At 71.2% G+C, this 18,282-nt stretch carries 17 protein-coding genes and 1 pseudogene; 8 read left to right on the forward strand and 10 right to left on the reverse strand.

From position 1 onward, the window contains the following. Window positions 1-14: 14 nt before the first annotated feature. Together ACZ3I3_RS38545 and ACZ3I3_RS38550 are read right to left on the reverse strand one after the other, a co-directional pair. On the reverse strand, window positions 15-320 hold the full coding sequence (locus ACZ3I3_RS38545; protein ID WP_467372443.1) for an ATP dependent DNA ligase: 306 nt from the start codon (window positions 318-320) through the stop codon (window positions 15-17). Between the two features lie 63 nt (window positions 321-383). Beyond that, entirely contained in the window at window positions 384-2,504 is a 2,121-nt protein-coding gene (locus ACZ3I3_RS38550) for an amylo-alpha-1,6-glucosidase (RefSeq protein WP_467372444.1), read from the reverse strand. 121 nt (window positions 2,505-2,625) lie between these two features. Between ACZ3I3_RS38550 and ACZ3I3_RS38555 the strand changes: the two genes are divergently transcribed. The 4 genes from ACZ3I3_RS38555 (at window position 2,626) to ACZ3I3_RS38570 (ending at window position 7,162) form a co-directional block, all read left to right on the forward strand. After that, a complete protein-coding gene (locus ACZ3I3_RS38555) occupies window positions 2,626-3,690 on the forward strand; it encodes a LacI family DNA-binding transcriptional regulator (RefSeq protein WP_467372445.1) in 1,065 nt (354 codons plus the stop codon). Between the two features lie 146 nt (window positions 3,691-3,836). Beyond that, window positions 3,837-5,081, forward strand: coding sequence for a sugar ABC transporter substrate-binding protein (locus tag ACZ3I3_RS38560; RefSeq protein WP_467372446.1), 1,245 nt, complete (start codon window positions 3,837-3,839; stop codon window positions 5,079-5,081). A 6-nt stretch (window positions 5,082-5,087) separates the two neighbouring features. Continuing rightward, entirely contained in the window at window positions 5,088-6,269 is a 1,182-nt protein-coding gene (locus tag ACZ3I3_RS38565; protein ID WP_467372447.1) for a carbohydrate ABC transporter permease, read from the forward strand. Continuing rightward, entirely contained in the window at window positions 6,266-7,162 is an 897-nt protein-coding gene (locus ACZ3I3_RS38570) for a carbohydrate ABC transporter permease (protein WP_467372448.1), read from the forward strand. The genes ACZ3I3_RS38565 and ACZ3I3_RS38570 overlap by 4 nt, the downstream gene beginning before the upstream one ends. Here ACZ3I3_RS38570 and ACZ3I3_RS38575 read toward each other — a convergent pair. From ACZ3I3_RS38575 to ACZ3I3_RS38585, 3 genes are read right to left on the reverse strand one after another with little or no spacing between them, the layout of a single operon-like run. Continuing rightward, window positions 7,152-7,385, reverse strand: a complete 234-nt coding sequence (locus ACZ3I3_RS38575) for a hypothetical protein (RefSeq protein ID WP_467372449.1) — start codon at window positions 7,383-7,385, stop codon at window positions 7,152-7,154. The genes ACZ3I3_RS38570 and ACZ3I3_RS38575 overlap by 11 nt on opposite strands. Continuing rightward, the gene (locus ACZ3I3_RS38580) at window positions 7,382-7,993 is read right to left on the reverse strand and encodes a DNA polymerase ligase N-terminal domain-containing protein (RefSeq protein WP_467372450.1); all 612 of its coding nucleotides are present in this window, start codon (window positions 7,991-7,993) and stop codon (window positions 7,382-7,384) included. Before ACZ3I3_RS38580 ends, ACZ3I3_RS38575 begins: the two co-directional genes overlap by 4 nt. Window positions 7,994-8,047: 54 nt before the next feature. After that, a complete protein-coding gene (locus ACZ3I3_RS38585) occupies window positions 8,048-8,878 on the reverse strand; it encodes an aldo/keto reductase (RefSeq protein ID WP_467372451.1) in 831 nt (276 codons plus the stop codon). A gap of 123 nt (window positions 8,879-9,001) precedes the next feature. Here ACZ3I3_RS38585 and ACZ3I3_RS38590 point away from each other — a divergent pair, with 123 nt between their 5' ends. Further along, window positions 9,002-10,066, forward strand: a complete 1,065-nt coding sequence (locus tag ACZ3I3_RS38590; RefSeq protein ID WP_467372483.1) for a LacI family DNA-binding transcriptional regulator — start codon at window positions 9,002-9,004, stop codon at window positions 10,064-10,066. Here ACZ3I3_RS38590 and ACZ3I3_RS38595 read toward each other — a convergent pair. From ACZ3I3_RS38595 to ACZ3I3_RS38610, 4 genes are read right to left on the reverse strand one after another with little or no spacing between them, the layout of a single operon-like run. After that, window positions 10,029-11,405 carry a glycoside hydrolase family 32 protein gene (locus tag ACZ3I3_RS38595; RefSeq protein ID WP_467372452.1) on the reverse strand — a complete coding sequence of 459 codons (1,377 nt, stop codon included), beginning with the start codon at window positions 11,403-11,405 and terminating at the stop codon, window positions 10,029-10,031. The two genes, ACZ3I3_RS38590 and ACZ3I3_RS38595, sit on opposite strands and share 38 nt — an antisense overlap. Next, window positions 11,402-12,256 carry a carbohydrate ABC transporter permease gene (locus tag ACZ3I3_RS38600; protein WP_467372453.1) on the reverse strand — a complete coding sequence of 285 codons (855 nt, stop codon included), beginning with the start codon at window positions 12,254-12,256 and terminating at the stop codon, window positions 11,402-11,404. Before ACZ3I3_RS38600 ends, ACZ3I3_RS38595 begins: the two co-directional genes overlap by 4 nt. A 14-nt stretch (window positions 12,257-12,270) precedes the next feature. Next, on the reverse strand, window positions 12,271-13,227 hold the full coding sequence (locus ACZ3I3_RS38605) for a carbohydrate ABC transporter permease (protein ID WP_467372454.1): 957 nt from the start codon (window positions 13,225-13,227) through the stop codon (window positions 12,271-12,273). Beyond that, on the reverse strand, window positions 13,224-14,633 hold the full coding sequence (locus ACZ3I3_RS38610; protein ID WP_467372484.1) for an extracellular solute-binding protein: 1,410 nt from the start codon (window positions 14,631-14,633) through the stop codon (window positions 13,224-13,226). The genes ACZ3I3_RS38605 and ACZ3I3_RS38610 overlap by 4 nt, the downstream gene beginning before the upstream one ends. 159 nt (window positions 14,634-14,792) lie before the next feature. Here ACZ3I3_RS38610 and ACZ3I3_RS38615 point away from each other — a divergent pair, with 159 nt between their 5' ends. The 3 genes from ACZ3I3_RS38615 (at window position 14,793) to ACZ3I3_RS38625 (ending at window position 18,086) form a co-directional block, all read left to right on the forward strand. Further along, window positions 14,793-16,337, forward strand: coding sequence for a glycoside hydrolase family 32 protein (locus ACZ3I3_RS38615; protein WP_467372455.1), 1,545 nt, complete (start codon window positions 14,793-14,795; stop codon window positions 16,335-16,337). A gap of 129 nt (window positions 16,338-16,466) precedes the next feature. Then, complete coding sequence (locus tag ACZ3I3_RS38620; protein WP_467372456.1) at window positions 16,467-17,441, forward strand: TauD/TfdA dioxygenase family protein; 975 nt, start codon at window positions 16,467-16,469, stop codon at window positions 17,439-17,441. 81 nt (window positions 17,442-17,522) lie between these two features. Further along, window positions 17,523-18,086: a dihydrofolate reductase family protein gene (locus tag ACZ3I3_RS38625; protein ID WP_467372457.1), complete on the forward strand. Its 564-nt coding sequence runs from the start codon at window positions 17,523-17,525 to the stop codon at window positions 18,084-18,086. Here ACZ3I3_RS38625 and ACZ3I3_RS38630 read toward each other — a convergent pair. Continuing rightward, window positions 18,083-18,282 (reverse strand): annotated as a pseudogene (locus ACZ3I3_RS38630) (LLM class flavin-dependent oxidoreductase); the annotation flags it as partial. The gene ACZ3I3_RS38625 and the pseudogene ACZ3I3_RS38630 sit on opposite strands and share 4 nt — an antisense overlap.

The raw sequence follows: 18,282 nt of genomic DNA on the forward strand, positions 1-18,282 counted from the left end.
CGGACCGCTCACGCTCACGCGGCAGCGCGCCCCGACGGACGTTCCCGCACCACGTCCCGCGGCTTCTTGTCGTCCCGCAACCCCAGGTACCGCGGATGGCGCAGCATGCCGTCACAGGTCCACTCGGCGAACGCGATCCGCGCCACCAGTTCCGGCCGAACCCAGCGCGCGCCCGCCTCCCGCACCGGCCCGTCGAACGGCGAGCCGGGCTCCCGCAGCACGTCGACCCGCTCGCGCAGGTCGAGCAGCGTGCGCCGGCCGAAACCGGTCACCCGCTCGCCCTCCCGGACCGCCGGCATGCGGACGTCGTCCAGCTTCATTTGCGCCCTGTTGAGGTGTCCACGGCACAGAAGTCAAGGACAGGCCGGCTCGGTGACGCGGCATCAGGGTCCAACCACGGCCAGCCTTGCCGGAGCGGTCATGTTCACCGTTCCGTCCGCCGTTACCGTGACGTCCAGCTGGTCTCCGCCGACTCGGAGCCCCGTCACCGTGAGCGGTGCGTACGCCGCGGCGAAGGCCGGCGCCACCGTGACCGTACCGCCCGGGACGTCCGCGCTCAGGCCGAGGGCCGCTTGGAGCACGAGGATCGCGGCGGTGGCCGCCCATGCCTGCGGCCGGCAGGACGCCGGGTAGGGGGCGGGAGTCGGGCTCTCCTGGCTGCCGTGGCCGGCGAAGAGCTCCGGGAGGCGGGCGTCGAAGGCCGTCGACGCGGTCAGCAGGCCGGCCGCCAGTGAGGCCGCAGTGTCGGGGAACCCGGCCTTGACCAGGCCGTGGACCGCGATCGCGGTGTCGTGCGGCCAGATGGACCCCACGTGGTAGCCGTAGGGGTTGTAGCCCGCCGCGTCACTGCTCAGCGTGCGCAGGCCGTGGCCCGCGTCCAGGTCCCCTCCGGCGATGCGGGCCGCGAGCAGCGCGCTCTCCTCGGCGTTGAGCAGGCCGGTGCCGAGGAGGTGGCCGAAGCCGGAGGTGACCGAGTCGACCGGCCTGCCGTCGCCGTCGAGGGCCACGGCCGGGTAGGGACCGTGTTCGTCGCTCACCCAGAAGCGGTCGCGGAAGCGGGCGGCGAGCCGCTCGGCCCATGCCTCCCACTCGTCGGCTCCCGGGCGGCCGAACGCCCGCAGCAGTGCGGCTCCGCAGCGCGCGGCCTCGTAGGCGTACGCCTGCACTTCGCACAGGGCGATGGGTGCGTGGGCGCGGCTGCCGTCGCGGTAGCGGATGGAGTCGTCGGAGTCCTTCCAGCCCTGGTTGGACAGGCCCTGGCCGGTCTGGTCGATGTACTTGAGGAAGCCGTCGGCGGCTGCCTGGTCGCGCATCCAGGCCAGGGCGGTCTCCGCGTGCGGCAGGAGCAGTTCGACCTCGGCCGGATCGAGTCCCCAGCGCCAGGCGTCGTGGAGGAGGGTGATCCACAGGGGGGTGGCGTCGACCGTGCCGTAGTACACCGAGGGCAGTGAGAGCCGGTCGCCGAGCTTGATGTTGTCGCGGCGGACTTCGTGCAGGATCTTGCCCGGCTGTTCCTCCGTCGCGGGGTCGGTGACGGCACCCTGCCGACGGGCGAGGGTGCGCAGCGTACCGGCCGCGAGGCCGGTGCCGAGGGGGAGCAGCATGCGGGCGGCCCACAGGGCGTCGCGCCCGAAGAGAGTCAGGAACCAGGGTGCGCCCGCCGCGAGGAACTGGTCCGGCCGGTCCTTCTGTGACCGCGGGTCGGTCAGGCGCAGGCGGTCCAGGTCGGCGAGGGACTGCTTCAGCCAGCGGTCCAGGCTGCGGTCCGCGCTGCGCAGCACGGGGATGCTCCACGGCATCTGATCCGCGGGCGGGGGCGGGAACTGATCGCCGTCCGCGTACGCGGCCGTACAGGACAGCGTCACCGGCCACGAGGCACCGGGGGCCAGTTCGACGTCGTACGACAGCCGCCCCGTCTGCACGTCGAGTTCGTCCGGCGCCGGTTCGCTGACCAGGCGGGTGGTGAAGCCGTCACACGCCCATGCCAGACCGATGGTGTCGCTGTCCGGAGCCTGGGGCGGCACGTCCTCGCGAGCGCGTCCCGACTTGACCTGGTCCATGGTGGCGAGGTCCGTCCCGGCGGTCACCGTCAGCCTGAGGTGGACGTGTCGGCTGCCGGCGTTGGTGATCTCCAGGTGCTCCTCGAGCCGGCCTGCCGTCGTGCTGCGGCGGCGCCGGAGGGCCACGGCCGGGTCGGGTGTGACCTCGCCGAGACCGCGCAGGACGGCCCGGAACTCCGCGCGGTCCGCGCCCCGCAGGCCCCCCGTGACCGGCTCCAGCGGGATACCTTCGGCGGCGACGGTGAGGCGGGACAGGGCCCGGCGGTCGCCGTGATAGAAGCCGTCCGCACCCCCGTTGAGCTGCCCGTCCGCATGCGAGATGACGAGGCTCGGCGCGTGCAGCGTGACGACCGCGTCATGCAGGAACGGCTGCGGGCCCGCGCTCGCGGACGGGGCTGTGGTGACCGAACCGCCTGTGTCCTGGGGCTTGACAGTGGTGTCCAAGGAAGTAGAACCTCTCTGCATTCGAACGTTCCAAAGACAGTAAGCACTCTTCGGAGCGATGACAACGTATTTGGAACGCTAAAACCGAGTACACAAGATCTTCTGCACGTCGGAGAGCCGCATGCCCCGCTCAAGTAGGAAACCCTCGCCCAACGGGGGACCGGTGACCCTCGCCATGGTCGCCGCCCGGGCCGGGGTCTCGATGCAGACCGTGTCCAACGCGATCAACTCGCCGGACATGCTGCGGCCCGAGACCCTGGAGCGGGTCCGCCGCGCGATCGATGAGATGGGCTACCGGCCCAGCCGGGCGGCGCAGACCCTGCGCAGCGGTTCGAGCAAGCTCATCGGCTACGGCATCCAGCCCACCCCGCCCGGCACCGCGGGCGCCGTCATGGACCGCTTCCTGCACGCCCTGTCGGATGCCGCCGACGAGGCGGGGTATCGGATCCTGCTGTTCGCCTCCCCGCCCGACGGCCCGAGCCTGGAGGGCTACGAGGAACTGCTGGCTCAGCACGAGGTCGACGGCTTTGTGCTCAGCGGCACCGAGCGCGGTGACCCACGCCAGTCGTGGCTGACCAAGCGGGACGTGCCGTTCATCGGGTTCGGCCGGATGTGGTCGGGACGGCCCCTCGGCGACTGGGTCGACGTCGACGGCGCCTCGGGCACGGACGCGGCGGTCGAGCACCTGGTAGCCCTCGGACATCGCAAGATCGCCTTCCTCGGCTGGGAACGCGGCACCTCCGGCGCGGGTGACGACCGTGCCCAGGGCTGGCAGCGGGCCATGCGGCGGCACGGACTTCCCACCCGCGGCCGGCGCGGGCAGAGCATCGTGAACGACATCGAGGCTGCGCGTGCCGCGGCGAAACCGCTGCTGGACGGCGGCGCGACCGCCATCGTCGCGGCAAGCGACGTGCTCGCCCTCGGCTGCTACCAGACGCTGCGCGAGCGTGGCCTCACCCCGGGCCGTGACGTCGCCGTGATCGGCTTCGACGACTCGCCGACCGCCGAGCTGCTCTCGCCCGGTCTGTCCTCCGTCGCCCAGCCGCTGGAGGAGGTCGGCCGGGAGTGCGTACGACTGCTGCTGGCCCGGATCGCGGCCCCTGACTCCCCGCCCGAGCGGCTCCTGCTGGAGCCGTCCCTGATCGTGCGCGACAGCGCCGGCGGGCCGCTGTCCGCCCAGGCGTAACCCCCTCGACGGGCCTGCCTTCCCTGCCCGCCAGGTCCCGCCCCATCCCGAAACGTTTCTTCTCCTCCACCCCCACACCCCTGGCCCACGCCCTCGTGTGCCCGGGAGGAGCCGCACGCACCACCCCGTAACCCTCGGAGGAAGCAATGCCCAACCGTACGGCCGTCGCGGCCCTCGTCACCTGCGCGGCACTCCTTGCCGCCACCGGCTGCTCGTCGAGTTTCGGCAGCGACAAGAAGACCGCGCAGGACTCCAGCTCCAAGCAGCACCTCACGGTGCTGATCGCCTCCTCCGGTAACGCGGAGACCAAGGCCGTCAAGGATGCGGCAGCCGCCTGGGCCAAGCAGTCCGGCAACACGGTGACCGTGGACCTGGCCAAGGACATCAACCAGCAGCTTGGTCAGTCCTTCGCCGGGAACAAGCCGCCGGACGCCTTCTACGTCGACTCCAGCCAGTTCGCCAACTACGCCAAGGGCGGCTCCCTCTACCCCTACGGCGACCAGATCAAGGACGCCGACGACTTCTCCGCCCAGCTGCGCACCTCCTTCACCTACGACGGGAAGCTGGTGTGCCTGCCCAAGGACACCTCCACCCTCGCCCTGGCGATCAACACCGACCTGTGGAAGAAGGCCGGGCTGACCGCCAAGGACTACCCGACCACCTGGGCCCAGCTGAGGACCGTCGCGGCCAAGCTGACCAAGGGCAAGGTCACCGGGCTGGTCACCAACGGCGAGTACGCGAGAGTCGGCGTCTTCATGAAGGAGGCCGGCGGCTGGATCACCGACAGCGACCAGACGAAGATGACCGCCGACAGCACACAGAACACCAAGGCACTCGACTACGTGCAGACGCTGCTGAAGTCCGGCTCCATGAAGTACGCCAGCCAGGTCGACACCGGCTGGGGTGGCGAAGCCTTCGGCAAGGGCAAGGCCGCCATGACCATCGAGGGCAACTGGCTCACCGGCGCCATGAAGGCGGACTTCCCGGACGTGAAGTACACGGTCGTCCCGCTGCCCGCCGGTCCGGCCGGCAAGGGCACCCTCGCCTTCAGCCAGTGCTGGGGTGTCGCCCAGGACAGCACGCACCGGGCTGCGGCCGTGGACCTGGTGAAGTATCTGACCTCCGCCACCCAGCAGCTCAAGAACGCCGACGCCTTCGGTGTGATGCCCTCCCGTACCAGCGCGCTCGCGGAGTACGCGAAGAAGTACCCGGCGGTCAAGGCGTGGGCGGACGGCACGGCCTACGCACAGGGCCCGGTGACCGTCGCCGGCTTCGACAAGGTGCTGACCCAGTTCAACACCGACCTCGCCGCGCTGGGCACCGGTGACGCGAAGAAGATCCTCTCCGACCTGCAGCGCAATGGCGAGCAGGCCCTGACGAAGGGCGACTGAGCCGCCATGCCCTCCAGTACGTCACAGACTCCCCGCCCGAACCCGCGTTCCCGCGCGGGCGGGGGTCCCCGTACGGCCGACTCGCCGGGCGTCCCTGACGCGCCCGGCGGGCCCGGCTCGGCCGCGGCGTCCCGCATCAAGCCCGCCCCGCGTGTGGGACGCCGCGGCGAAGGCCCCTGGGGCTGGCTGTTCGTCAGTCCCATGGTGATCGTCCTCGGCCTGTTCTTCGTCCTGCCGATCCTGATGGCGCTGTGGGTGAGCCTGCTGCACTGGGACGGCCAGTCCAACCCCTTCAGCGGCCAGGCGAAGTTCGTGGGCCTGGACAACTACCGGGCCCTGTTCGCCGAGGACGGCCTGGACCGCACACTGTTCGCGACCTCACTGCGCAACAACGCCTACTACGTGCTGCTGACCGTGCCGATCCAGACGATCCTCGCCCTGGTGCTGGCACTGATCGTCAACCAGCGGATACTGCGCGCCCGTAGCGCTGCGCGCACCGCGTTCTTCTTCCCCTCGGTCACCAGCTCGATCGCGGTCTCCACGATCTTCCTCTTCCTGTTCCAGGGCAGCGGCGCCGTCAACACGGCGCTGTCCTGGATCGGGGTGAAGGGCCCCAGCTGGTTCAACGATCCCCGCGGCGTGCTCTCCCTGCTGCTCGGTGCACTGGGCATCGTCGACCCGGACCACCCCTCGGGCTTCCTCGCCGACCACCACGTGATGGGCCTGTCCTGGTTCGACTGGCTGTCCGGGCCGTCCGTGGCCATGTGCGTGATCATCATGCTCGCGGTGTGGACGACCTCCGGCACCTTCATGCTGATCTTCCTCGCCGCCCTCCAGGGCATCCCGCGCGAGCTGGAAGAGGCCGCCGCCATCGAAGGCGTCAGCCGCCTCCAGATGCTGCGCCACGTGATCCTGCCCGCGCTGCGGCCCGTGATCTTCCTCGTGGTCACCCTCGGCCTCATCGCCACCTGGCAGGTCTTCGACCAGATCTACGTCATGAGCGGCGGCGCCCCCGGCAACACCACCCTGACCCCGGCCTACCTGTCCTACTCGAACGCCTTCGACGACGCCGACTTCGGCCAGGGCGCGGCCATCGCCTTCGTCCTGCTGATCATCATCCTCGCCCTCACCGCCGCACAACGCTTCCTGCTGCGCGAACGCACCCCCCGAACCCGGAGGAACCGATGAACGCCAAGGCCGCCGCCCGGGCACAGGGGCGCCCGGTACTGGAACGGTTCCCCCTGCCGCTGCGCATCCTCGGCTACACGACCGTCATCGCGCTCGGCCTGGTGTACCTGTTCCCGTTCATCCTGCAATTGGTCACCGGCTTCAAAACTGACCCGGACGCGGCCGCGCACCCCCTCGGGCTGATCCCCACCACCCCCACGACCGCCGCCTACCAGCAGCTCTTCGGCCTGAGCCAGTCCGGCGACGCGGTGCCCTTCTTCCGCTGGCTGGGCAACTCCGTCTTCCTGGCGGTCACCGTCACGGCCGGACGCGTGCTGTTCGACTCGATGGCCGGCTACGCGCTCGCCCGCCTGAACTTTCCCGGCCGCAGGCTGCTGTTCGCCTTCGTCATCACCATCCTGGCGGTGCCGCCCGTGGCCCTGCTGATCCCGAAGTTCCTGGTGCTCAACATCTTCGGGCTGTTCGACACCTACGCCGCCATGATCCTGCCGCTGCTGGTGGACGCCGTGGGCATCTTCATCATGAAGCAGTTCTTCGAGTCCATCCCCCGCGAGGTCGAGGAGGCCGCGAAGATGGACGGCGCCGGCGTCTTCCGCACCTTCTGGTCGATCGTCCTGCCCATGGCCCGCCCCGCCCTGATCACCCTGACCATCCTGTCCTTCCAGGGCTCCTGGAACGAGTTCACCAACCTCCTCGTCGCCACCCAGTCCAGCCAGTACGAAACCCTCACCACCGGCCTCGCCCGCTTCGTCTCCGGCAGCCTGGGCCAAGGCACCCAGTACCCCCTGAAACTGGCAGCGGCCCTGATGGCCACCATCCCCGTCGCCGCACTGTTCTTCTGCTTCCAGCGCTACTTCGTCCAAGGCGCCAACGCGGGCGCCGTCAAGGAATAGCCCCACCGCGACGGTGCCCTCCACCCGGGCACCGTCCCGCGCAGACCGCCCGCGGCCCCTGGCGCTCGAACACCCACTCCTCGTCCGCGTCCGAGAAGTCGCGCCGGTCGCTCAGCGTGGCGAGCATCGGGCGCGCCGCCAGTTCCGCCCCCGGACGGGCCGCCCCGAGCAGCCGCCGCTGCCCCTCGGGCAGGGTGTCCACGAGACCGGCCAGCGCCGTCACCCCCCGGCCGCGTCCGAGGCGACCTGGGCGAGAGTGCGCCCGGACATGGCCGAACGCGCCCGGCGCGGATCGGGAGCCCCGTGCGTACGGGCGCCCCCGGCCCGCTTCACCAGCAGCCAGGCCTCCTCCCCGTCACCACTGCCGTCGCCGCGGAACCGGGTCAGGGCGTACTCGCCGCGCAGTTTCGCCCCGCTCAGCCGGAACGTGGCGTGCCCGCGCTCCAAAGACTCCGCGAAGTCGACGGGCCGCCCCTTGCGGTCGTGGCTCAGCGGCTCGTACGTGCCGTGGTCCCAGACGATCACCGTGCCGCCGCCGTACTCGCCGCGGGGGATCACTCCCTCGAACTCCTCGTACTCCAGCGGATGGTCCTCCGTGGGCACGGCCAGCCGCTTGTCCTTCGGGTCGGCCGAGGGGCCCTTGGGGATCGACCAGGACTTCAGGACGTCGTCCACCTGCAACCGGAAGTCGAAGTGCATCGTGCTCGCGTCGTGGATCTGCACCACGAACCGGGGCCGGTCCCCGGCGGACTCCCCGCTGCCCCGGGGCTCCGCGGTCCGGCCGAAGTCGCGCTTGCCGCGGTAGTCCCGCAGCCGGTCCCGCTCAGCCACCTGCGGCTCCTTCCCGCCTCGCGGGCAGAACTCCTCGCGGGCCCCGGGTACCCGTCAGAACTCCTCGTGCACCTCGGGGTCCCCGCCGACCCGCCGCTGCGCCCGGTCGGCGACGGCGGTCATCTCGTCCTCGCTCAGCTCGAAGCCGAACACGTCGAGGTTCTCGCGCTGCCGCTCGGGGTTCGCCGACTTCGGGATCGGCACCGCGCCCAGCTGCGTGTGCCAGCGCAGCACCACCTGCCCGGGCGCCACCCCGTGCGCCTCGGCGATCCGTGCCACGGCGGGATCCTGGAGCAGGGACGTGCCCCGGCCCAGCGGGCTCCAGCTCTCGGTGAGGACCCCCTTGCCCGCCTGGAAGGCGCGCAGCTCCTCCTGCGGCAGGAACGGGTGCAGCTCGATCTGGTTGACGGAGGGCAGCACTCCGGTCTCCTTCTCCAGCCGCTCGATGTGCCCGGCCGTGAAGTTCGAGACGCCGATCGACCGGACGAGTCCCTCCTCGCGCAGCTTGATCATGGCCTTCCAGGAGTCGACGTACCGGTCCACGCGCGGCAGCGGCCAGTGGATCAGGTACAAGTCGACGTACTCCAGGCCCAGACGCGTCCGGGACTCCTCGAAGGAGGCCAGCGTCTCCTCGTAGCCGTGGTGCCGGCCCGGGAGCTTCGTCGTCACGACGACTTCCTCGCGCGGCACCACGCCGGAGGCCACGGCCCGGCCGACCCCCGTCTCGTTGCGGTAGTTCGTCGCCGTGTCGATCAGGCGGTAGCCCGCTTCCAGGGCCGAGAGCACCGCCTGCTGCGCCTCGTCGTCGCCGAGCGGCCAGGTGCCCAGGCCCAGGGCGGGGAGTGTCGTGCCGTCGTTGAGCGTGTGCGTCGGGATGCTGATCACCGTCGGACCTTCCCGTTGGCTGTGGGGTCTGCATGTGTCGTCAGGCTGTGTCGTCCCTCCAGCGTCACGGATAGGGTGAGCAATGATCAACCGGACGGGTGGGGGATGAGGACGGCGGACGGCATGGGCAGCGCCGAGGAGAAGCCGGCGGCACGACCGGGGCGTCCCACCTCGCGGGACGTCGCCCGGCTCGCAGGCGTGTCGCACACCGCGGTGTCCTTCGTGTTCAACGGCCGCGCCGAGGGCAACCTCTCGCCCGCCACGCAGGAGCGCATCCGGCAGGCCGCGATCCAGCTCGGCTACCGGCCCGACCCCGTCGCCCGCGGCCTGCGCCGCAGCCGTACGGCCGTGATCGGCCTGGTCACCGACGAGATCGCCTCCTCACCGTTCGCCGGGCGGCTGCTGCGCGGCGCCATGGACACCGCCTGGGCCGGCGAGCACCTGGTCCTCACCGTCGACTCCGGCGGCGACCCGGCCAAGGAGGACGCGGCGGTCGCCGAACTCCTCGACCGGCGCGTCGACGGCATCATCTACGCGGCCATGTCCCTGCGCCGCGTCCGCGTCCCCGAGGGCCTGCACCGCACCCACTCCGTGCTGGCCAACTGCCTGCCCGAGGACGGTTCGCTGCCCGCCGTCATCCCCGCCGAGCGCGCCGGCGGCCGTACGGCGGCCCGGCTGCTGCTGGAGCAGGGACACCGGCGGGTCGCGGTCGTCGGCGGGCACGACGACATCGCCTCGGCGGAGCGGCTGCGCGGTTTCCGCGACGCGCTGCGCGCCGAGGGCATCACCGTGCCCAAGGACTGGGTCGTACGGACCGGAGGCGAGATCTCCGGCGGCTACGAGGGCGCCGTCCGCCTCCTCGACGAAGCCCCGGCCGACCTCCGCCCCACCGGGGTCTTCACCTACAACGACCGGGTCGCGGCGGGCGTGCTGCACGCCGCGACCCGGCTCGGGATCTCCGTACCCGGCGACCTGTCGCTGGTGGGTTACGACGACCAGGAGCACATGGCGGCGTACCTCACGCCGCCCCTCACCACGGTCGCGCTGCCGCACCGGGAGATGGGCGAGGCCGCCGCCCGGCTCCTGCTGGACTCCATCGCCACCGGCCGGACGCCGCCCGCCACCGTGCGGCGCCTGGCCTGCCCGGTGATCAGCCGTGCGTCGGTGGGACCAGCTCCCATCCGGTGACGTTCGCGCCGGACGGCACCGTCAACTCCCTTGTGTCGTCGGGCCGGTGGTAGACGCGCTCGGTGACCATGGCCCGGTCTGCGACGAACAGCTCGTACAGCGAGCCGTCGACGAGAACGCGAACCGTGAGCTCCTCGTCGGGCGGCACATGGACGACGATCGGTGGTCCTGCCTCCGCACGGGGCCAGTCGCCACGGTCCAGGGTCACGGTGCCCTCGCCCGGGTCCAGCCGGACCGTCAGCTCGGCGCCCGAGGCCGAGCGCAGCAGACTCACCGTGGTGCGCTCGGGGGCGCTCACCGTCAGGTCGTAGGCCGTCGGCAGCGCGGCCCGGCCCGGGGCGGTGACGAACGGTTCGGCGGCGCGCAGCCGGTGCAGCTCCGGGGCCGGGGTCACCCGCAGCGCCCCGTCCGGATGGACGTCGACGACCCGGGGCGCGGTCAGGACCCCGGCCCAGCCGGTCTCGCCCTGCTCGCGGGCCTCCCACGACCAGCCCCACATCAGGGCCCGGTCCGGCTCCTGGAGCACGGCGGGCGCGTAGAAGTCGCGGCCGTGGTCGAGCAGGCCGCCCGCCCGGGCCGAGAAGCGCAGATCGTTGTTCAGCCGTCCCGTCAGGTAGCCGGTGGTCCACGGGTCGCCGTCCCACAGGGAGACGACCAGCACCCACTCGCCGCCCCGCGTCGCGAACAGCTGCGGGCACTCCCAGCCGGTCGCCCGGTCGCCGAACGCCGCCGCGGCGGCCGGGTCCCGGCCGTCCAGGAGCACACCCGCGAAGCGCCAGTCGGTCAGGTCGTCGCAGTCGTACAGCAGGACCGACGGCGTACCGTCGGCGTGCCCCGCGCCGACCAGTGCCCGGCGCCGGCCGTCGTGCCGGAAGACGAACGGGTCGCGGAACATCACCACGTCCAGGCCCTCGGGCGGGCCCTTCACCACCGGCGTGGGCAGGGGAGTCCAGTCGGTCAGAGCAGGGTCGTCCGGATCCGCCGCCCGGGCCAGGCAGATCGTGCCGAGCCCGCTGTGGTCACGGTCGACCCCGGTGTAGACGGCCGTCGGCACGCCCCCGTCGTCGACCACGCACCCGGACCAGCAGCCCGCCTCGTCCGGGCCGCCCGGGGTCGGGGTGAGGGCGATCGGGTGGTGCTCCCAGTGGGCGAGGTCGGGGCTGGAGGCGTGGCCCCAGTGGACGTTGGCGTGCACCGGGGCGTCCGGGTTGTGCTGGTAGAAGAGGTGGTAGCGGCCGCGCCAGCGGAACGGCCCGTTGGGGTCGTTCATCCAGTTGGCGGGCGGGCGGACCCGGAAGCGCGGGGCGTGCGGGTCCTGCGGGGGAGCGGCGAGGCTCAACGGTTGACTCCTGCGGACGTGATGCCCTCACGCAGAGGGCGCTGGCCGACGACGAACACGGCGACGGCGGGAATCATGGAGAGGACGACACCGGCGAGCACCACGGAGACGGAGCCGGTGCCGAGGTTGCCCTGGAGGGAGACCAGACCCAGCGGCAACGTGTAGTTCTGGCCGGACGTTTCGAGGATCAGCGGCCGGAAGAACTCGTTCCAGTGGTAGTTGAAGGCCAGGACGCCGACGATCGCGAGGCCGGGCGCGGCCAGCGGGGCGTACACCGACCGGAACGTCCGCCAGGGGCCGGCACCGTCCAGCATCGCCGCCTCGCCCAGATCCTTGGGCATGCCCAGGAAGTACTGCCGCATCAGGAACGTGCCGAACGCGGTCGGGAAGGCCGGGATGATCAGCCCGAGCAGGGTGTCGGTCAGGCTCATCGACTTCAGGACCAGGAACACCGGCACGATCGTGACCTGCAAGGGCACCATCATCGTCGCCAGGACCAGGGCGAACAGCGGCTTCTTGAAGCGGAACTCCAGGCGGGCGAAGGCGTATCCGGCCAGCCCCGCCGTGATCATCTGGCCGACCGCGATCAGCCCCGTGACCAGCGTGGAGTTGAGGGCGAGCAGCCACACGTCGATCTGGCCGAACACCCCCCGGTACGCCTCGGTCGACGGGTCGGACGGGATGAGCTGCGGCGGCAGGTCGAACGCCTCGGCGGGTGTGCGCAGCGAGGTGGACACCGTCCACACCACCGGGCCGAGCGTGAGCAGGGCGCACACCGTCAGCCCGGCGATCCGCGCCCACGGCGCCAGCCCGTGGCGCCCACGGCTGAAGGACAGGGTTGCTTGGCTCAAGGGACTCACCCGGCTCACTGGTAGTGGACGAAACGCCGGCTGAGCCGGAACTGGAGGGCCGTGACCGCCATGATCAGCACGAACAGCAGCACACCCACCGCGGACGCCTCACCGAAGCGGAGCTGCTCGAACGCGGTCTCGTAGATGACCATCACGACCGTGCGGGTCGAGTCGCCGGGACCGCCGTTGGTCAGGACGTACGGCTGCTCGAAGACCTGGAGCGCGTTGATGATGCCGACCACCGAGGCGACCAGCAGCGTCGGTGACAGCAGCGGCAGCGTGACGGAGAGGTGCTTGCGCAGGCCGGTCGCGCCGTCCAGGGCGGCGGCCTCGTGGATCTCCTTCGGGATGTTGTTCAGACCGCCGACGAACAGCAGGAGCGAGAAGCCGAACTGCTGCCAGACGTAGACCAGCACCACGGTGACCATGGCCGCGTTCTCCGAGGTCAGCCACGGCACCGGCGCGATCCCGATGAAGCCGAGCAGCCAGTTGATGACTCCGAAGTCCTGGTTGAACAGGTACTTCATCACCACCGAGATCGACGCGGCGGACAGCACCAGCGGGAAGAAGAACGCCGAGCGGAACACCGACCGCAGCCACACGGGCATCCGCCCGGTCAGCGTCAGGGCGAGCGCCAGCGCGACGAGCAGTTGCAGCGCCACCGCGAGCACCATGAAGACGAGGGTGTTGCGGAAGGACACCAGCACGGTCTCGTCGCCGAAGACCGCGCCGTAGTTGGAGCCGCCGGCGAAACGCGGCGAGTCGATCACGTTCCAGTGGAAGAGGCTCAGCACCACCGAGCCGACGATGGGGACGACCGTGAAGACGACGATGCCGACGATCGTCGGGGCCAGGAAGAGTGTGGCCAGCAGTCGGGTGCCGCGGTCGCGGGCCGAGCGACGCGGTGCGTTCCGGGCGGGCGGGGCCTCGGGCTGTTCGGCTCGGGCGGGCGGTATCCGGGTGTCCGTCATGCGTCACGCTCCATGGCCTTCTCCAGGTCGCCCTGCAACCGGCGCAGCGCGGGACGCACCGAGCGCGAGGAGGCCAGGGCCGTGCCGGTGTGCTTGAGCAGCAGCTGCTCGACCTCGGCGACCTGCGGCGGCGCCGGGATCGGTCCTGTGCTCGGGAACCGGTCGAGGGTGTCGTAGAAGACCTGCCAGTGCGCCGGGCCGGTCTCCGCGTAGCGGCCGGCGTTCAGCATCGAGCGGCGGGCCGGGGTGGTCTGGTTCGTCGTGAACAGCTGGGTCAGGGTGTCCTTGCGGGCCGCGTACTTGATGAACTCCCAAGCCTCGTCCTGCCTCTTGGAGGTGCGCAGCAGCGCGTAGCCCGCCGCGCCGTACTGCATGCGCTGGGTGCGCCAGCGCGGGAAGTACTGCACGTCGAACCCGTCCCGCTCCATCCCCGCCAGGTGCAGGCCGCCCGCCCAGAAGCCGCCCGCCGGGGTGATACCGACCCGGCCGGTGGAGAACACGCCGATGAGGTTCTGGCCGTTGCCGCCCTCGGGGCGGGTGCACAGGCCGTCCCGCACGAGCGAGGCGAGATAGTCGTAGACCTCCTCCACCCGGTCGTGCGTGGCCTGCGGCGTCGTCCACCGGAAGCCGCCGCCGCGGCCCGCGCGTTGGCCGGCCGGGTAGAAGGAGTCCCACAGCCACTCGCCACCGGGCGCCTTGGACTCCGCGAGCAGATTGGTGCCGTTCGCGAACAGCCAGGGCACCACACCGCCCCACAGCCGGTTGGTCCAGAAGTAGGGAGTGAAGCGGGAGCCGCTCGCCCGCTTCATGTCCCGCAGCAGCGTCGTGAAGTCGTCGCGGGTCCAGTCGGCCGGCGGGTACTGTGCCCCGGCCCTCCGCAGCACCTGGTGGTTGAGGTACATGTCGGCCGCGTTGAACTCCACCGGCAGCTGGTAGAGGCTGCCCTCGTACATCATCGACTCGACCAGCGACGGATGGACGTCGGCGAAGTACTCCTTCAGCTCGGCCGCGTCCCGCTTCACCCACTTGTCCAGGGCCACGCCGAGCCGCTGCGCGAACAACTGCACGCCCTCGGTGGCCACGTACACCAGGTCCGGTGCGGTGCCGGCGGCCACCTGCGTGAGGATCTTCGCGAAGAAGTCCGACCAGTCCACGGCCTGCACCGCGTTGATCTGGAGCTTGATGTCGGGGTGCAGCTCGCGGAAGCCCTCGCGGAGCGTGCGGATGGCCTCCGGCCCGTAGGCGGGGCCGAGTGTGGCGACGACGAGGGAACCGTCGTCACGTCCGGGGATGTCGGCTCCGGTGAGCCGCTCCCAGCTCGCGGCGGTGCCGCCCAGGGCGGCGGCACCCGCGCCGTAGGCGCCGTACCGCAACAGCCTGCGGCGGGTGAGGTGCGAGTCGGTCATCATGGGGCCTAACTCGTGTTAGTTGAGGACTGATGCCCCAGATGATGTGAGCGCCGCCGAGACGTGTCAAGACCGCGCGACCGCTTGACCTTTAACGAGTTAGGTCCCAAAGTCCTGAGGCACATGAGCCACCGTTTCCGACGAGAGGAACCAGGTGTGATGCGCGGGATCACGAGGAGAGCCCTGTTCGCCGGGTCGGCCCTTGGCACGGCCGGCGCGTTGCTGCCCGCCGCGGCGGGCACGGCCGAGGCCAGGCCGCGCAACGGCTGCGCGAGCTACCGCGCGGCCTACCACTTCACCGTCCCCGAGCAGTGGAAGAACGACCCGCAGCGCCCGGTCTGGATCGACGGCGCGTATCACTACTACTACCTGCACAACGCCGACTACCTGTCCGGCGCGATCGGCACCGCCTGGCGGCTGGCCACCAGCACCGACCTGGTCTCCTTCACCGACCGGGGGATCGCCGTGCCCAAGGACACGACCGCCAACGGCGATGTCTGGTCGGGCTCAGCGGTGGTCGACACGGAGAACACGGCGGGCTTCGGGGCGGGGGCGGTCGTCGTCCTGGCCACGATGTCGCCGCACGACGGTCCGAGCGACCAGGCGCAGTACCTGTACTACTCCACCGACGGCGGCCGGACGTTCACCCCGCACGGCACCGACCCGGTGCTGCCCAACCCGGGCGTGCGCGACTTCCGCGACCCGAAGGTGATCCGCGACGAGGAACGCGGCCGGTGGGTGATGACCCTCGCCGAGAACGACAAGGTCGGCTTCTACCACTCCGCCGACCTCAAGTCCTGGACGTACGTGGGCGGCTTCGTCAGGAGCGGAATCGGCGTGCTGGAGTGCCCGGACCTGTTCCGGATCCGCGCCGGGGACGGCACGGCCAAGTGGGTGCTCGGGGTGAGCGCCAACGGCAAGGGAGCCGGGCTGCCCAACACGTACGCGTACTGGACGGGCTCCTTCGACGGCACCGCCTTCACGGCCGACGCCGAAGAGCCGCAGTGGCTCGACCACGGCTGGGACTGGTACGGGGCCGTCACCTTCGAGAAGCGGACGGCGGACGGCGTTCCCGACGAGCGGACGCGCTACGCGATCGGCTGGCTGAACAACTGGGACTACGCCCACATCACGCCCACCATCGACAGCGACGGCTTCAACGGCACCGACTCGATCGTCCGCGAGATCACGCTGAAGCGCGCGGCCGACGGCACGTACCACCTGGCGTCCCGGCCGGTCGCCGCGCTCGACCGGTACGTCTCCCGCACGGTGCGGCTCGGCGACCTGGCGGTCGAGGGCACCCGCGTCCTCGACTACCGGGGCACCGCCTACGAACTGACCTGCGAGATCGCCTGGGACCAGCTCACGGGCGCGGGCGTGCAACTGCGGCGCTCCCCGGACGGCGTCCGGCACATCGACGCCGGCGTCCACCGCGACTACGCCTACCTCAACCGCCGCCCCTCCGTGTCACCCGACATGTCGGGCCGATGGCAGGAGAGCCGGAGCCCCTTCGACCCGGCCCGGCGCACGGTGAGTCTGCGCATCCTGGTCGACCGGACCTCCGTGGAGCTGTTCCTCGACGACGGCCGGTACGCGCACGCGTCGGCGGTCTTCCCGTACCTGGTCGACACCGGGCTCGCGCTGTTCACGGTCGACGGGAAGGCGGTGTTCCGGAACACGGTGATCCGGGAGTTCCAGGTGTGAGGGGCGCGGGCGCTGGTGCGGTGTCGCCCTGAGCGGGGATCGCTGTCACGATCTTCCGGTAGGCACGAATCTTCCGGAAGACACGACCTTCCGGTAGGCACGACCACGCCCACGACCAGCGGAGTGCGCATGACGACGGACAGCCCGATGACGGACGAGGCGGTGCGGGACGCCGGGGTGGAGGTGAGGCCGGTCGCCGGACACATCGGCGCCGAGATCGGCGGGGTCGACCTGGCCGCCGACCTCGACGACACCGTGATCGCCGCGATCAGGGCGGCGGTACTGCGGTGGAAGGTGGTGTTCTTCCGGGGGCAGCGGCTCGACCACGCCGGGCACGTGGCGTTCGCGCGCCGGTTCGGGGAACCGGTCGTGCTGCCGCGACGCGGCAAGGCCTCGCCCCCGGACTTCCCCGAGATCGAGACGACCGCCGACCGGCTGGAGCTCGGCGGGCGGTTCGGCATGGAGCACGACGAGTGGCTGCGGCGCCGCCGCCACACCCTGCTGCGCGGCTGGCACTGCGACCACGGCGCCCGCGTCGACCCGCCCGCCGCGACGATCCTGCGCGCCGAGACCGTGCCGCCCTACGGCGGCGACACCACCTGGTCGAACCTCGCGGCGGCCTACGCCGGGCTCTCCGCGCCGCTGCGGGAGTTCGTCGACGGCCTGCGGGCCGAGCACCGGCTCGGCGTCGGCTACCAGCCCCGGCCCGGCGACGACGCGTACGTCCGCCACCTGCTGGACCGCCAGGTCGCCTCGCTGCACCCCCTGGTGCGCGTCCACCCGGAGACGGGCGAGCGGATCCTCTACGTCAACGGCTACTACGTCGAGCAGATCGCCGGCCTCTCCCGGCCCGAGAGCGCCGCGATCCTGGACATGCTGCTGGAGCAGGCGGTCCGGCCCGAGTACACGGTCCGGTTCCGCTGGGAGCCGGGCAGCGTGGCGTTCTGGGACAACCGCGCCACGATGCACCTGGCTCCCGGCGACACCGCACACCTGGACCACCCGCGGATCATGCACCGGGTGATGCTCGCCGGGGACATGCCCGTCGGGGTGGACGGCAGGGCGTCGGAGCCGATCACCGGGACGGCCCCCGGCCGCTGGTGACGCGAACCGTTCCGTGAGTCGCGATGAGTTTCGCGGTGTCCCGCGGTCGTACTGTCGAACCCCTTGCTCAGGAGGACACCGATGCACAGCGTGACGTATTCGATGAACGTCTCACTGGACGGCTACATTGTCGGGCCGGACGGCGGCTTCGACTGGTCAGTGCCCGACCCGGAGGTCTTCCGTTTCTGGATCGACGAGATCAGGGACGTCGGCGTCCACCTGATGGGACGACGGCTGTACGAGACGATGCTGTACTGGGAGACCGCCGACCAGGATCCCTCGCTCGGTGACGCGGAGCTCGAGTGGACCGCGCTGTGGAATCCGCTCCCGAAGGTGGTGTTCTCCACCACGCTGTCGGAGGTGCAGGGCCACGCCCGTCTGGCCTCCGGCGGCGTGGCGGAGGAGATCGAGCGGCTGCGGGCCGAGCCGGGGGAGGGCGACATCGCGATCGGCGGCGCGACTCTCGCCGCCCAGGCGGCCGACCTGGGCCTGATCGACGAGTACCGGGCCGTGGTCTACCCGGTTCTGGTCGGCGGTGGCATTCCGTTCTTTCCCCGGCACGAGCGCCGGGTGGATCTCGAACTCGTCGAGACCCGCACCTTCAACTCGGGCGTCGTCTACCTCCGCCACCGCGTGGTCCGCTAGACGCCCGGTCGCCGGCCCAGTGCCGGGCCGAGCTTCGTCGCCGTGTCGGTGAGGATCTGGACGTAGTCCTCGTGCTCGCCGTACGGGGCATGCGCGCGGCGGCGTACTTCTCGTAGCGGGCGCGCTGCTCGGGCGAGGCGGAGTCCGTGGGGATGACGACGAGGCCCTGCGAAACCCGGGCGGCTTCGCCGTCGGG

It is taken from the genome of Streptomyces sp. NPDC016851, from assembly GCF_055562795.1.

Excerpts from the sequence above, each read along its gene's own strand:
- ACZ3I3_RS38545 (WP_467372443.1), bottom strand. The coding sequence starts at position 320 with ATGAAGCTGGACGACGTCCGCATGCCGGCGGTCCGGGAGGGCGAGCGG.
- ACZ3I3_RS38555 (WP_467372445.1), top strand. The coding sequence starts at position 2,626 with ATGCCCCGCTCAAGTAGGAAACCCTCGCCCAACGGGGGACCGGTGACC.
- ACZ3I3_RS38560 (WP_467372446.1), top strand. The coding sequence starts at position 3,837 with ATGCCCAACCGTACGGCCGTCGCGGCCCTCGTCACCTGCGCGGCACTC.
- ACZ3I3_RS38565 (WP_467372447.1), top strand. The coding sequence starts at position 5,088 with ATGCCCTCCAGTACGTCACAGACTCCCCGCCCGAACCCGCGTTCCCGC.
- ACZ3I3_RS38570 (WP_467372448.1), top strand. The coding sequence starts at position 6,266 with ATGAACGCCAAGGCCGCCGCCCGGGCACAGGGGCGCCCGGTACTGGAA.
- ACZ3I3_RS38590 (WP_467372483.1), top strand. The coding sequence starts at position 9,002 with ATGGGCAGCGCCGAGGAGAAGCCGGCGGCACGACCGGGGCGTCCCACC.
- ACZ3I3_RS38605 (WP_467372454.1), bottom strand. The coding sequence starts at position 13,227 with ATGACGGACACCCGGATACCGCCCGCCCGAGCCGAACAGCCCGAGGCC.
- ACZ3I3_RS38610 (WP_467372484.1), bottom strand. The coding sequence starts at position 14,633 with ATGACCGACTCGCACCTCACCCGCCGCAGGCTGTTGCGGTACGGCGCC.
- ACZ3I3_RS38615 (WP_467372455.1), top strand. The coding sequence starts at position 14,793 with ATGCGCGGGATCACGAGGAGAGCCCTGTTCGCCGGGTCGGCCCTTGGC.
- ACZ3I3_RS38620 (WP_467372456.1), top strand. The coding sequence starts at position 16,467 with ATGACGACGGACAGCCCGATGACGGACGAGGCGGTGCGGGACGCCGGG.
- ACZ3I3_RS38625 (WP_467372457.1), top strand. The coding sequence starts at position 17,523 with ATGCACAGCGTGACGTATTCGATGAACGTCTCACTGGACGGCTACATT.